13 protein-coding genes are annotated in these 13,992 nt (G+C 43.3%); 9 read left to right on the forward strand and 4 right to left on the reverse strand.

What is annotated here, in order from left to right; genetic code table 11:
* Positions 1-80 precede the first annotated feature (80 nt).
* Positions 81-929 (forward strand): putative RNA methyltransferase, encoded by an 849-nt coding sequence (locus tag AC0J2X_RS08260; RefSeq protein WP_069944330.1) that lies wholly within the window; start codon positions 81-83, stop codon positions 927-929.
* A 535-nt stretch (positions 930-1,464) separates the two neighbouring features.
* Here the strand turns inward: AC0J2X_RS08260 and AC0J2X_RS08265 are convergent.
* The gene (locus tag AC0J2X_RS08265; RefSeq protein ID WP_069944331.1) at positions 1,465-2,991 is read right to left on the reverse strand and encodes a DUF3413 domain-containing protein; all 1,527 of its coding nucleotides are present in this window, start codon (positions 2,989-2,991) and stop codon (positions 1,465-1,467) included.
* A gap of 8 nt (positions 2,992-2,999) precedes the next feature.
* Positions 3,000-3,218: a YejL family protein gene (locus AC0J2X_RS08270; protein WP_069944332.1), complete on the reverse strand. Its 219-nt coding sequence runs from the start codon at positions 3,216-3,218 to the stop codon at positions 3,000-3,002.
* A gap of 159 nt (positions 3,219-3,377) precedes the next feature.
* On the opposite strand from AC0J2X_RS08270, the gene yejK reads away from it, so the two are divergent.
* The 3 genes from yejK (at position 3,378) to AC0J2X_RS08285 (ending at position 6,373) form a co-directional block, all read left to right on the forward strand.
* Positions 3,378-4,484: a nucleoid-associated protein YejK gene (gene yejK / locus AC0J2X_RS08275; RefSeq protein WP_069944333.1), complete on the forward strand. Its 1,107-nt coding sequence runs from the start codon at positions 3,378-3,380 to the stop codon at positions 4,482-4,484.
* Positions 4,485-4,550: 66 nt separating this feature from the next.
* On the forward strand, positions 4,551-5,426 hold the full coding sequence (locus AC0J2X_RS08280) for a 6-carboxytetrahydropterin synthase (RefSeq protein WP_014949501.1): 876 nt from the start codon (positions 4,551-4,553) through the stop codon (positions 5,424-5,426).
* Positions 5,427-5,464: 38 nt separating this feature from the next.
* Positions 5,465-6,373, forward strand: coding sequence for a M23 family metallopeptidase (locus AC0J2X_RS08285; RefSeq protein ID WP_069944334.1), 909 nt, complete (start codon positions 5,465-5,467; stop codon positions 6,371-6,373).
* Positions 6,374-6,469: 96 nt separating this feature from the next.
* Here AC0J2X_RS08285 and AC0J2X_RS08290 read toward each other — a convergent pair whose 3' ends face one another.
* On the reverse strand, positions 6,470-8,296 hold the full coding sequence (locus AC0J2X_RS08290; protein WP_069944335.1) for a M61 family metallopeptidase: 1,827 nt from the start codon (positions 8,294-8,296) through the stop codon (positions 6,470-6,472).
* A 192-nt stretch (positions 8,297-8,488) separates the two neighbouring features.
* On the opposite strand from AC0J2X_RS08290, the gene AC0J2X_RS08295 reads away from it, so the two are divergent.
* From AC0J2X_RS08295 to AC0J2X_RS08310, 4 genes are all read left to right on the forward strand, one after another.
* Positions 8,489-9,172, forward strand: a complete 684-nt coding sequence (locus tag AC0J2X_RS08295) for a PilZ domain-containing protein (protein ID WP_069944336.1) — start codon at positions 8,489-8,491, stop codon at positions 9,170-9,172.
* A gap of 60 nt (positions 9,173-9,232) precedes the next feature.
* On the forward strand, positions 9,233-9,694 hold the full coding sequence (locus tag AC0J2X_RS08300; protein WP_039232973.1) for an Mpo1 family 2-hydroxy fatty acid dioxygenase: 462 nt from the start codon (positions 9,233-9,235) through the stop codon (positions 9,692-9,694).
* A 147-nt stretch (positions 9,695-9,841) separates the two neighbouring features.
* Positions 9,842-10,915 (forward strand): sensor histidine kinase, encoded by a 1,074-nt coding sequence (locus tag AC0J2X_RS08305; RefSeq protein WP_014949506.1) that lies wholly within the window; start codon positions 9,842-9,844, stop codon positions 10,913-10,915.
* Between the two features lies 1 nt (position 10,916).
* Positions 10,917-11,744 carry a LytR/AlgR family response regulator transcription factor gene (locus AC0J2X_RS08310; RefSeq protein ID WP_014949507.1) on the forward strand — a complete coding sequence of 276 codons (828 nt, stop codon included), beginning with the start codon at positions 10,917-10,919 and terminating at the stop codon, positions 11,742-11,744.
* Between the two features lie 111 nt (positions 11,745-11,855).
* Here AC0J2X_RS08310 and AC0J2X_RS08315 read toward each other — a convergent pair whose 3' ends face one another.
* The gene (locus tag AC0J2X_RS08315; protein WP_069944337.1) at positions 11,856-12,860 is read right to left on the reverse strand and encodes an ATP-dependent 6-phosphofructokinase; all 1,005 of its coding nucleotides are present in this window, start codon (positions 12,858-12,860) and stop codon (positions 11,856-11,858) included.
* 177 nt (positions 12,861-13,037) lie between these two features.
* On the opposite strand from AC0J2X_RS08315, the gene AC0J2X_RS08320 reads away from it, so the two are divergent.
* Positions 13,038-13,880 carry a DUF6279 family lipoprotein gene (locus AC0J2X_RS08320; RefSeq protein ID WP_069944338.1) on the forward strand — a complete coding sequence of 281 codons (843 nt, stop codon included), beginning with the start codon at positions 13,038-13,040 and terminating at the stop codon, positions 13,878-13,880.
* Positions 13,881-13,992: the final 112 nt, after the last annotated feature.

The following is a 13,992-nucleotide window of genomic DNA, read 5'->3' on the forward strand; positions in this document are numbered from 1 at the left end:
GTGAAGTTGTTACGCTTATTGCCGTAAAGGTGTCGGGTTTGATATCCTTTACGGCAAATTCTCAGTAAAAAGAACCTGTCATGTGGCACTGTCCACTTTGTAAACTCCCTATCTCATTACATACAACGCCTATTCGCTGCGAAAACAACCATACCTTCGATAAAGCGAAGTCTGGTTACGTTAACCTTTTGCCCGTTCAATTTAAAAAATCGAAACTTCCGGGTGACGACAAAGCAATGGTGAGAGCCAGAAGGGAATTCCACCAATTAAATGCCTATAAGCCGTTGAAAGATAAATTAGTGACGCTGGTGAAAAAGGTACTAAATGAAACGGCAGCCAATGAAGAAGCATCAAAGAATGCCATAAAGGTTTATGACGCGGGTTGTGGTGAGGGGAGTTACTTGGATGCGATGGTACAAGGACTTTCAGCGAGTGGCTTAAAGGTTGAAGGAGCAGGTAGCGATATCGCCAAAATCGCAGTAGAGCTGGCAGCTAAAGCGTACAAACAAGCACAGTTCGTTGTTGCTAGCAGTTTCGATTTACCCCTAAGCGGTAACTCGCAAGACGTGATGATTCAGGTTTTCGCACCTGGGAGTAATGAAGAATATGTGAGGGCTCTTAAAAACAATGGCCTTTTAGTGACGGTCGACCCAGCGCCTGAACACCTGTTTGAGCTTAAACAGCAGGTGTACGACAATCCAAGACAGCATGAAATCGACAACCAAGAACGAGATGGGCTTACACGGGTTTACAATGAGTGTTTTTCCTTTCCTATCCATTTCGAAAGCGAAGAACATGCGCTGGCACTTATCAAAATGACGCCGTTTTACTGGAAACTGCCAAACGGCAAAATCGATGAGATTGTTGAAACGTTGAAAAGCGTAACCGCAGACTTCCATATTCAGCTATGGCAAAAAACACCACAGTAATATTTAATACCAGTCCGCATAGATCATTACCCACTCAGCGAGAGTTAAAATGTTCGTAATCGCGGCGTGTTACCGCAGGTATAGTGGTTCTACATCGAGGTAACACAACAAAGTGTACGGACATTTTAAACTCGCCCTTCGGGAATGTCTGGCAAGCTTCCTAGCTTCATTCTGGGAATTTGAAAGGAAACAGCCATTCCTGCATTCCCACGCTTCGCTAGGAAACTTGCCAGCGCCTTCTGAGTGGGCAATTATCTTTGCGGATTGGTATAAAGTGGATTACCCATCGGATTCAATGGTGGGTAGACATCCACACCTCTAGCTAGATGGCCTAAAACTATAGTCTTTATTAGTTTGCGTCCTTAACACAGAGTGTTGCGAGAACCCGTTTGGGCCGGTGTTTCGTAAAGTGCTGGTTTTCTATATTAGTTATGCAAAACAATTAGATGGGTGGTTATGCGTAACTTATCTTGAGTGGTTGTACATAACACAGAAGCGCTTAACGGCAGACTTTCCTTAGTCTGCCGCCAGAATTTTAATTCTGTGTTGAGAATCGTGATAGGTGTTTAATAGCCTGACTTAATAAATCGACATTTAGCGCTTCTTTACTGCGCTTGCCGGTCGCCATGTCGCTTATTTCATAGCTGCCGTTACTAAGTACGTCAGTACGCTTATTGTCATGGAACACAACAATGCGTTCACCAGAGGTGCTAACTAGCCATGGTCTTGAAGGAGAAAGTAAGCTTTGGCCAGTAGAATAAAACGTAGCAGGGGCGTTACATCCCAATGCTCCTAAAATGGTAGGCGCTAAATCTTCCGTGCTGGCTAAGCTAGCATTCAGTTTAAGGGTACTGTACAGCGTGCCTTTGCCACTTTCGCTACCAAAGCCAGTTGCAACAATCACATCGTGTTTACGCGCTAACGTGTTTTTCACATAGCTTTCGATATCAGCACTCTTCAAAAACGCAATATGCAAACCATCATGATTGTTGCTCAGTGGTTGCAAATATCCCGCTAATTGAGGCAACGGCAACGCTTCATCGCTGTGAATAGAGACCGGCATGCCAGACCCCAATGGAAGCGCTAATAACACCGGACGCTTTTGAGATAAAGCGTCTTGGTATATTTCGGGAACACCAAATAGCGTAGTAGTCATTAAGCCTTCTATGCTGCTGGCCGTCGAATAGTAATTGGCTACTTTGTTTAAGGTGTTGCGCTTGATGTTACTTAAGTCCACCACCTGTTCGTTATCACTCTGGACAACCACGGTTAAGTTTCTATTAGTTTCAATAGAACAATAAACCGGCTCGGCTGGGTAAGTGATATTGTGAATATCAGGGTTGAACTGAAGTTGTTTTCTTTCTTCATAAGCCGCTAAGTCAAGCAATCCATAACGCGACATCGTCGTTTTAGCAGTCGCAGGATAAGAAAGCGGAAACATGTTGTCCTGCTTTATGATAGGTTGATACAACTTGGCATCAGCCCACACGTGTATAGCGTGACTGGTAACAAAACAGCTGACAAAAAATGTAGTAACAGGGATGCCCACTTTATGGCGAGTGAAGCGTTCAACACGTTTCCAGATTGCATTGGCTAAGACCAGCTGGAAGCCAAGCCAAACGATAAACAGAAGAAATAAAAATGCCCACTGTTGCCAGCTTTCTATCGCCATTGTTGACTGAGCTTCACTGCGCAGTAAATCCGCGGCCTGAAAGCTAATATGGAAGCCTGTGCGATTAAATAGCAACGCATCGAAAGCCAAGAGTGCTAGCCCCACAGCTGCAATAATAGACGCGCTGACCTTTATGACTCTGGGGTTGTTAACCAAATAGCAAAGAGGGAGAATAAAAATGACAAAGCCAAAAAAGGTCATAAAACCAATATGACCGAACCAGTTGGCTAGAAGATACAAGGTGCCGACACCTGTGCCAGGCATAGGTGATGAGAAAACAAAAATCGAGGCAATAACTATGGCGATGATAATGTTCGCCAAGGCAAACCAATGCCCCCAATTTACCAGTTTAGTAACACGCTGGCGACGAGGTGATTCGGCAAGTATCATGCAATCCCTTAGCTATTTTTAACGCTTTTCTTGAGTACGTCGGCAAACTGCGCTGCCATGGCTTCGCGATTTTCAGGGGCTACCTGAGTATTTAAAATGTGCGTAATGACATTTCCTAACACCATAAGTGAAAGATCGCGGTTTGCACCGCCTTCTTCAAGGGTTAGAATAACGTTATTCATTAGCGTTTCGAATTCGTCGTTGCTATAGCGGCTCTGTTGGGGCATTGCTACGCCTCTTTTTTATGATTTCTTTGATAAAAAGAATGGTTTTACACGTAAAATGATTATAATCGTTGTTTGAGTGAGTACAATCATTCATTCTAAAATCCCGCAATTCTTTGGATATTTCTGACACTTTTTAAGCAACAGGACACCCGATACTCTATGAGTGCACTGATTCATCACTTTGTTGTACATCGTTTGATTGTAAACAAAGAAGAGAAAATTGAAGCAATTCCACGTGACAACTGCTTAGCTGTTACTCCGGAAATCGAGCTTCTTGCCCATCAAATAAACCACAGTTTCAATGCTAAACCTGGAAAAGGGGTTGGCCACTTCGTGACGGAAGTTACCCGTGAAGCAAAAGTGGAAAACGAAGAAGGCGAAGCGACTACGCAAAAGAGCACCGAGAACGTAGCAGAGTTCGCGGAAGGCCTTAAGCAATACATGGATATTCAAAAAGAGGCGGGTGATAACGTTGAAGATGCATTCCATGCTTTTTCGGTATCAGCGACCAATCGCTTAGTTCGCACTTTGGCAGAAACGGGTACGGTTGAGACCGGTTTTCTTATTTTCTGCCAGTATGAGTATTTAGCCACACAGTATTTGATGATTGCATTGTTAAATACCCGCTCGCACGTTGAAGTGACAAACTCTTTAGACCTTTCCGCGCGTGAACACTTGGATTTAGCAAAAATGCAGCTCGCTGTACGGTTCGATTTAACCCAGTGGGATATTCAGCCAGAACAGCAGCGTTACGTTAGTTTTATTAAAGGTAGAATGGGACGTAAGGTATCAGACTTCTTTATGCAGTTTGTAGGCTGCGAAGAGCTGGTTGATGTTAAACAGCAAAATAAACAATTGATTTCTACAGTTGATGCCTACCTAGCCAGTGAGTCACTAGACCCGCAAGAGCAGCACCAGCATAGAGAAGAAGTTAAATCGTACTTTAAAGAAAAGATTGATGCGGGCGAGAGTTTATCGGTAGATGAACTGGCTAACCGACTTCCACAAAATGAAGAAACTAGCAGTAACTTTTCTGCGTTTACACAGTCTATGGAAGTACCGCTTGAAAAAGAAATTCAGCCAGACCCTGCAGCGCTGAAACAACTTGCTAAATTTACCGGTCAGGGTGGTGGTATATCGCTTAGCTTCGAACGCAAATTAATGGGCGATCGGGTATTTTACGACCCAGCTACTGATACGCTAACAATCCGTGGAATTCCACCTAATTTAAAAGATCAGCTTAATCGCCAATCTTCAATGGACTAGTCGCTGCGAAGCAAAGATAAAAAACGTATACTAGTTAGTAGAATATAAACTCGATTCAAGGGTGTTATGCAATTATTTGTAAATGATTTGACAGTGATGGACTTCTCTTACCTTTGCCCAAAGCGCGGTATGGTAGGGGAAAGCTGGATTGTCGATGTGATTTTGGACGGTGAGCTCAACGAAGAGAGCATGGTTCAAGACTTTGGTCACGTGAAAAAGAACTTAAAGCGACTAATCGACGAATATGTTGATCACAAGTTGCTTGTACCTGCTGAATACAGCGGTTCAGAGGTTATTCACGACGACGATTCTGAACAGGTAGAAGCGCGCTTTACCTGCATTGATGGGCGTAGCATCATGCTACATTGCCCCGCTGAAGCTTATGCATTTGTTTATTCTGATGAGATAAACATGGAATCTGTTGGCGTTTACTTAAAAGAAGTATTGGCGACTCATCTTCCAGAAAACGTTGAAAACATTACGTTGCATTTACGTGAGGAAGTCATTAATTCTCCGTATTATCACTATACCCACGGGCTTAAAAAGCACGACGGTAATTGTCAGCGCATAGCGCACGGTCACCGTTCGCGTATTGATATTATCCTTGACGGCAAAGTGTGTGTTGAAAGTCAGCAGTATTGGGCTGACCGTTGGGCCGACATCTATATAGCCACCCGTGAAGACGAAATAGCGTACAGCGACAGAAAGCTTAAAGGTCAAGTTTCAAATGAAGCGGATTACTACTGTTTTGCTTACGAGTCGTCACAAGGCTATTTTGAACTATTAATTCCTAAGTCAGATTGTGAAGTCATCGAAACCGACTCAACAGTCGAGTGTTTGGCGCAGTATCTGCTTGAAGAACAGAAGAAACGCACGCCTGATGGCGTTTGCCAAGTTATTGCTTATGAGGGCGTAGGTAAAGGCGCCACAGTAAAGGGTTAACATTCGACTACTGCTCGTTATAGGGAAAGGAAACATCTATGGCATTCACGCTTTCAAAAAACGCATTGCATAGCGCACTATCTCGTGTAATGAGTTGTGTAGTGGCAATTAGCACAGTTGCCTCTATGCCATTTGCTTACGCAGATGTAGAGTTAAACGGCCAAAAAGAAGCGTTATCTAGTCAAGAGCAAGTAAACGTTGCGCTGAACGGTAAGTTTACGCAAGGTGCCTTACTTCGCGGGCAAGCTCCCGCTGGGGCTAAAGTAACGCTTAATGGCGAAACTGTTCAAACCAATAAAGACGGAAAATTTGTTGTTGGCTTTGAACGGGAAGCGCCACTGCAGCAAACGTTGGTTGTAAAATTAGAAAACGGCCAAAAGTGGCAGCGAGACATTACCCTTGAAAAACGCGAATACAACATTCAGCGAATTGACGGGCTAGAGCAAAAAATGGTTTCTCCGCCAGCAGAAGTGACGGCGCGTATTAAGCAAGACAATATCAACGTAGCTAACGCGCGAAGCGGTAATACTGATTTAGATGCATTATTCACCCGGTTTGAGTGGCCTGCGAAAGGCGTTATTTCCGGTGTTTACGGTAGTCAGCGCATTCTAAATGGCGTGCCGAAATGGCCGCATTATGGTTTGGACATCGCCAATGAAACGGGCACGCCTGTGTATGCCCCAGTTGATGGTGTGGTAACAATGGCTGATGATCTCTATTATTCGGGTAACACCTTGATCCTCGACCACGGCATGCGCGTGTTTTCAACGTTTCTTCATATGGATACTATAACGGTAGAAGTGGGTGAAACCGTTAAGCAAGGCGAGCAGATTGGAACGATAGGTTCAACAGGGCGCTCTACAGGCCCGCATCTGGATTGGCGTATTAATTTGGGCAACACTCGTTTAGACCCACAGACTATCATTTCGGGGTCGCCTGAACAGTAACCATTAATTTGATTTAGCTTTAACAGTCATAAAGAAAAAGGCGCTTTCAGGTAAACTCTCAAAGCGCCTTTTTAGTTTTTACGCGACAGGGCGGAGTTATTTTCCCAGCCACTGATTAAGCTTTTCTTCATCAGTGATTTCAAAGTAAGCCATTTCTTTTCTTGCCTGAGTTACCTCAAGAGGCAGGGTTAGAAGCCGCCCGTCTCGAATAAGCGTTAACTCTACCTGCGACGTTTGGGCATTATCTAATAGGCGCTGAAGCTTCTGGGCATTGACGATATGACCGTCTAACCCAATGATAACATCGTTTAAAAAAACACCTGCCTTCATTGCGGCAAGACCCTCAAATACCTGCATTACCGTAAGCCCGAAGGTAGCTGGCTTTAACGTGGCGCCAATCTGATTTTTAATGGCAGGCAGCGAGGAGGCACCGCCTTTATCTTCACCTGACACGCGAGCACGAACCGCATAGTTAACGCCCATTTCAGATACTAACGAAGCCAATTCTACATCGTCTGTGCCATACACCACACGATTTAAGTATTCTGAAACGTCGATGTCGAAGTGGGTTTTGCATAAAGATTGGATCACGTCATCAGGCGTACCTTTTTCCTCTACGCCATAGTGTTTCCACAGTAATTGCATCAAGGTGTCTAAATTCACTTGTTCGTTTGACTGCTTACGAAGGAGTAAATCTAACCCAAGGGCTATAATGCCACCCTTTGTGTAATAACTGACAATATTGTTAGTAGCGCTCGCATCTTGCTTATAGAACTTTGTCCATGCGTCGAAACTACTTTCCGCTGCACTTTGTTTAGAGCGACCAGCGTTTTGCAAAAGTCGACTGACATTTTGCGCAACAATATCGAGGTATTTCTGTGGTTCGATAACGCCGGCTCTAGCAAGGGTGACGTCATCATAGAAACTGGTAAAGCCTTCATAAATCCACAGCTGATTTGTGTATGTTTCCTGAGATAAGTCTGGTTTCACCATTACGCTAGGTTTAATGCGCTTAACATGCCATGTGTGGAAAAACTCATGGCTGCACAGACTTAAGAATGTGATGTAGCTGTCGGTTTTTTTCACACTTTCACCAACTTGAGGAAGGTCGAAGCGAGGGTAAAGAAGGGCAGTAGAATACTTATGCTCTAAACCGCCGAACCCATTGTCGGCAAGCAGCGTCATAAACAGGTAGTTATTAATAGGTTGTGGAGCACCAAACAAATCTAGGTGGTGCTTGCAAATTGGCGTTAAGTCATTTGCTATGCGCTCATAATCAATATTGTTGTTACCTGAGAAAAGTAACGTAAACGTAATGCCGTCAACCTCAAAGCTGTGAGTGTCTGCAATACCCACATAAATGGGATGATCAATGAGCTCATCGTAATTTTTTTCAACGAAGTGCCACCGAGATGGGCTTGTGCTTTCACATCGAGAAGGCATTGACGTATAAGCCTTCCAATTCGAGGTTGCAGAATCGCTGTCGTTAAGCTCAATGTCCACCTCACACGGCACATTCTCGAAGCCGTAAACGTTTAGAAACGCACTGGTTCCATTTATAAACGCATATTGGTCGTTCATAAAAGCAGAGCGAATAGATAAGTCGTTGGCATAAACCGAGTAAACGACCGTACATGGTTTTCCATCTGTGTCTACACGCCAAGTTTGTTTATCGAGCTTAGTTACCGAAAGGCTATAAACGCTTCTATCGCCAACATTTTCAGTACTATGACCTTCAGAAGTGTTTGCAGTTAGCTCGATAATGCTTTTTGCAAAATCGCGCACCATGTAGCTTCCCGGGATCCAGCTTGGAAGGCTAAGCTCAATTGATGAGCCAGAATGCTCAGGTATTTGCAGCGCGACAGTAAATTGATGGGCACGCCAATTGGAAATAGTTAACGTATAGCGAAGAGCAGAGGTCATAAACGTCCGAAAAGATAAGCAAAACTATCCCTCAACTATATCAACCTATTGAGTTAATCCCAATAGATTGCCTGCTACTAAGAGGCAATTTTTACGTTTATTGAACATGGTTTTCAATCGTAGTATTGATAAGTTTTTGTTTGATGCGTACATTGAGTTAAATGACATTAAATCCAGCAATAACAAATACAAATGGCTGAAAAAATACAAAGCAATTTACTAAGCGAAGATAATTTGGAATCGTTGCGTACGCTGGTACCCGGCGATACAGTAGATTTACAAATTGCTATGCCTGCAGCGCCAAAGCGTGTGAAGACTGACTACATAGGCATGCTTATTGATGAATGTTTGCTTTTTCATATTCCAACATCGGCGAAGTGGATTACCGTTAGGGATGCTCTGACTGTTGGCAACGATATCGTGGTGCGTTCTGTGCTTGAGGGCGATACTGGCCAGGTTATTGCGTTTAAAGTGAAAGTACTCAAATTGCTTTCAAAGCCATCAGGCTTACTTATTACAACCTTTCCAAAACGTATTGAAAGTATAGGGCTTCGCGCTGTAAAGCGTGCTCAACTTGGCGTTTCAGTAACGTTAGAAGCTGACGTTTATCCCAGTGACGAAAACGTAACGGGGATCATCATAGATTTAAGTGAAAAAGGGTGCAAAGTAGCGTTACAGGTCAAGCCAAATTGGCCGGTAATGCTCGATGAAGCTGAGGTTAAGCTAAACTATTCGTTGGACGGTAAAGAAGTAGCGCTTGCTGCAAAAGTTAAAAATCATAAGCTTGATAGTGATGTGGTTTATTATGGGCTCGCCTTTACCTGTGAAGAAAAATTGATAAAAACGCTGTTGTCCCGACACACATTGTTAACGTAGGAAAACAATAGTTGGGTGCTCTTTAGATAATAATCAAAATAACAGGCTAAGGGGATCTACATGAGAAGTATTGAGCGACTTTTAATGCAGTACGGTGAAAGCCACCAAAACAAGACCAACGTTATCATCCATGCTATTGCCGTACCCAGCATCTATTTCGTAACGATAGGTTTGCTTTGGAGTTTGCCGGTACCTGAAATCATAGCGCAATTCGATATAACGTGGGCGCATATCATAGCGGTTCCCGTATTGTATTATTATTTTATGTTGTCTGGTCCGATTGGGGCTGCAATGACCCTCTTAACTATACTGTGTTTCGGTGCAGTTAATACCCTAGACCACTTCAGTATCTCAGTATGGTTATTTTCTCTTGTACTGTTTGTCGTTATGTGGATTTTGCAGTTTATTGGCCATCATATCGAGGGCAAAAAGCCTTCGTTTTTTGACGATTTGCGCTTCTTGCTGGTTGGCCCAGCCTGGTGGTGGGTGCACTGGCTGAAAAGAATGAATATCAGTTACTGAGCTTAATCAGCGAATTGATATAGCCAAAACATGTCTAATTTCAAGATTTTGCCCTGCGACAAGAAGCATAAGGGGCACGACCAAGGCGCTTGGGTCGTGGCAAGGCTTGCGTATAATCTTCTTATAAGTTTTTAAATTGGTAATATTGTGAGTCGCTTTCAGCGCGTAATAGAAAGTAATGAACGTTTATTTTGGACATTGCACAGTGCAGGCTGGGCAGGGTTCGCAATAATTTATTACATCGGATCTTTTCTCCATGATGTTCGACCCATTTGGGTTTTCATCATCATGCTTAATGCCTATGCAGGATGGTTGCTAACCATTCCGCTTCGCTACATCTATCGATGGGCAAGAAAGCAATCACCGCTCAACATGATCATCATAGTGATTGTGTCGTGCTACTTAATTGCTTTGCTATGGGCCGTGGTGAAAAACATTAACTACTGGGAAATCTACAAGCACGGATATCGCCCAGACGAATGGTATATGTATTTTACCAACACTATTAACTCGCTAATAATGGTGGGGTGTTGGAGTGGTGTGTACTTTGGCATCAAGAACTTCCAAATGCTTCAAAAAGAGAAGCAGAACGCGTTAAAGGCGAGTACCATGGCGCACCAAGCTCACATAAAGATGTTGCGCTATCAACTCAACCCGCATTTTCTCTTTAATACGCTTAACGCTATCTCAACCCTTATTCTTTTAAAAGAGAACGACACAGCAGAAGCGATGGTGTCGCGTTTGAGTGACTTTCTACGTTATTCATTAGACAACGACCCGATAAAGCGAGTACCGCTAGGTCAGGAAATAAAGGCATTACGACTCTATCTAGAGATAGAGAAGGTACGTTTTGACGATCGTCTAGAAGTACTATGGGACATCGATGAAGGGTGTGAAAGTGCACTTGTGCCGAGCATGATTTTGCAGCCCATTATTGAAAACTCAATAAAGCACGCCATATCTAAGATGGAAAATGGTGGTCGTATAGCGATTACGGCACGTACATTTGGCAATGATTTGTTAATGGATGTTGCCGATAACGGACCTGGTGCAGATATCAAAGACGGAACACTTAGTCGAGAAAACGGCGTAGGCCTAGCCAATATAAAAGAGCGTTTGCAATCCCTCTATCATCGTAATTTTGCATTCTCTATAGAACACAATCAGCCTTCAGGCGTGCGAGTTAGAATACGCATTCCCTATGAAGTTAAGGACGTATAACATGACAAAGCAAGTGATTAAAACCATTGTAGTGGACGACGAACCTTTAGCACGCAAGGGCCTTCGTGCCAGGTTAGAGCGTCATGATGATGTGCAGGTGCTTGCAGAGTGTCAGAACGGCCTAGAGGCTGTAAGTAGCATTTCTCAACATCGTCCAGATTTGGTGTTTTTAGATATTCAAATGCCAGGCTTAAACGGCTTTCAGGTTATTCACAAGTTGCGCGAACTGAAACAGCCCATTCCCATGATCGTTTTCGTAACTGCTTATGACAGCTACGCAATAAAAGCATTTGACGTGCATGCTTTAGATTATCTGTTAAAGCCAGCAGACGACGAGCGCTTAGGTGCAGCGTTAAACAAAGTACGTGAATATTACTCAACTCAGCATCAAGATGAGCAGTCCCAAAAATTGGTAAGCCTTGTTGCTGAACTTACAGGCGATGATTGCGAAGAGATTTTACGCAAGTTAGCTAATGGTGAGCCGGTTGAAACCAATCCATACCCGGATGTATTGGCTATTAAAGATGGCTCAGAAGTAACGCGCGTAAACGTTCAAGACATTCAATGGATTGATGCTGCAGGTGATTATATGTGCGTTCACGCACTGGATGGCATGCATATAATGCGCAAAACCATGAAAGAACTTGAGCAGGAACTCAATCCACAGTTCTTTGTTCGAGTGCACCGTTCAGCTATTGCTAATATCCGTTTTGTTAAAAAGTTAGTGAGCCATATTAGTGGCGAATATCATTTAATACTTCAAAATGATACAGAACTTAAAGTGAGTCGCAGTCATCGTGATAAAGTGAAAGCGGCAATGAAGATGTAAAGAAGCTTGAGCATTAAGTACTAAAAGGCGGTGTTTTATTATAAAGCACCGCCTTTTTTGTTTTTACAATCTATAAAAGTTTCAAGTTAAACAGCGTCTGAACCATCTTACTTAGTCGCAGCTGTATCTTTCGTTCATTAGGGTACGCATAGCGTCAACCCGGGCTTGATTGAGGGGTTTTGTTTCTTCCCAAGTTTTGGGTAGAGGTACGGTAATAGGGCGCTGATTAACTTCACCAACCATTATGTTGGTGACTTCGCTTCCTACTAAGCTTATGGCGAATTCGCCAAGAGTAGTGGCGAGCAGTCGGTCCTGTGCTACCGGCGAGCCGCCACGTTGGACATGTCCCAAGGTTACTGGCCTAACGTCGTTGATATTGTGATACTGCAAAGCTTCGGTTAATCCTGTTAAGCCATTAGGCCAAACGTTTTCAGCTACTACAACAATAAAACTGACGGGCCCTTTCAAAGCACGCTGCGCTTTTATCTGGTTTACGATCTTTTTGATTTCAGTCTCAGCGGATTCAAAAAACTCAGGAACAACCACATAGTCAGCAGCCGCGGAAAGGGCACCATTTAATGCTAAAAAGCCAGCATTGCGACCCATTACTTCTACAAGGAAAATACGTTCGAACGCATCAGCTGTATCACGAACTTTATCGATAGAACTCATGGCGGTATCTATTGCGGTAAAGTAGCCTATAGTGGCATCAGTGCCCGCTATATCGTTATCAATTGTTCCAGGAATACCAAGAATCTGGCCATCCCATAGTTCGCTCAACTTTGCTGCGCCGCGAAAAGATCCGTCACCACCGATTACAATAAGTGTGTCGATCTCGGCCTGTCTCAAGTTATCAGCCGCTTTGATAAGCCCTTCACGATTTTTAAATTCTTTACACCTTGCGCTGTGTAGTATGGTGCCGCCTTGCTGGATAAGATTGTGCGTTGAATCAAGAGATAGAGGAATAAACTCTTGCTGTAGTAATCCGTTGTAGCCGTGCTTGTAGCCAAGTAAGGTAAAATTAGCTTTCTGACACGCAATAATTGCGGCACGTATACATGCATTCATACCTGGGGCGTCGCCACCAGAGGTTAAAATTGCGACACGTTTTGACACATTAAAGTCCTTCTTTTTACAGGCAATGCCATTAAAGTAGAGTAAAGGCTGTGCAACGTAAAGTTCTCTATTGCGGATATTTATTGCGTAATATCAAAGTAAAATTCAATTTTTCAGTACACAGCAATAAGCGTTTTTGCTTGTCACGACGTAACTAACGTAAAAAAAGGAAACACTATGCGTTCATTGTTGGTTGTTGTCTTTATTATTTTTCTTACTTCATGCAGTTCTAAGCTGGCCTATAACAACCTAGATTGGTGGGTGTATTGGTACATGGACGACTACATCGAGCTTAAAGATGAGCAAGAGGAGAAGTTTGATGCGCATTTACAAAACTGGTTGAGCTGGCACAAGAAGAGTGAACTTACTCGTTATAAAGCGCAATTAGAGGATATAAAAAAGCAGATTCAGAATGACACCCTTAATTCGAGTATTGTTTATAACAACCTTGAGCTAGCTAGATCGCATTGGGAGCGCGTACGAGACGAGGTCAGTCCTGAATTAGCGGCTATTGCTAAAACACTCGATGATGAACAAGTTGTCACCCTGTTTGCGGCTTTAGAAAAAGACAACAAAGAAGAAGAGGAAGAGCGACAAGAGGCGCTGGAAAAGTCTGAAGCACAGAGACTTAAAGATAGAATCGAGCGAATACAAGAAACAATAAGTGAGCGTATTGGAGATCTAAGTAAAGAGCAAAAACAAATTGTTAGCACCTACGCGCAACAGTTTATTTCTACAGGTGACGCTTGGATAACGTATCGCAGAAACATTCAAAATGCGGCAAGAAAGTTATTCGTTTCGCGCAAGCAAAACGAAAGGTTTGAGCAAGAATTGGTGGCTCTCATGCAAAATCCGGATAATTATAAAAGCGATGTGTACAAGCAAAGTAGTGCTCATAATATGACTGTGACGGCAACGCTACTGGCCGAGATATTTTCAACTCTTTCAGAGAAACAGCGTCAAACACTGGTTGAAAACGTGGATGAGCTAATCGAAACGGTTGATAATTTTATGGATTAATTTGTAGTGGCTCATATCTAATCTGACACTTTGATTTTAAGGTCTCAACTTGCCCTGACAGTCGGCATTAGACAAGGACCGGACGGTCAACGCCTGCATTTGCGGCTGGTTT

The sequence above is a fragment of the Alteromonas sp. R7 genome, assembly GCF_055755235.1.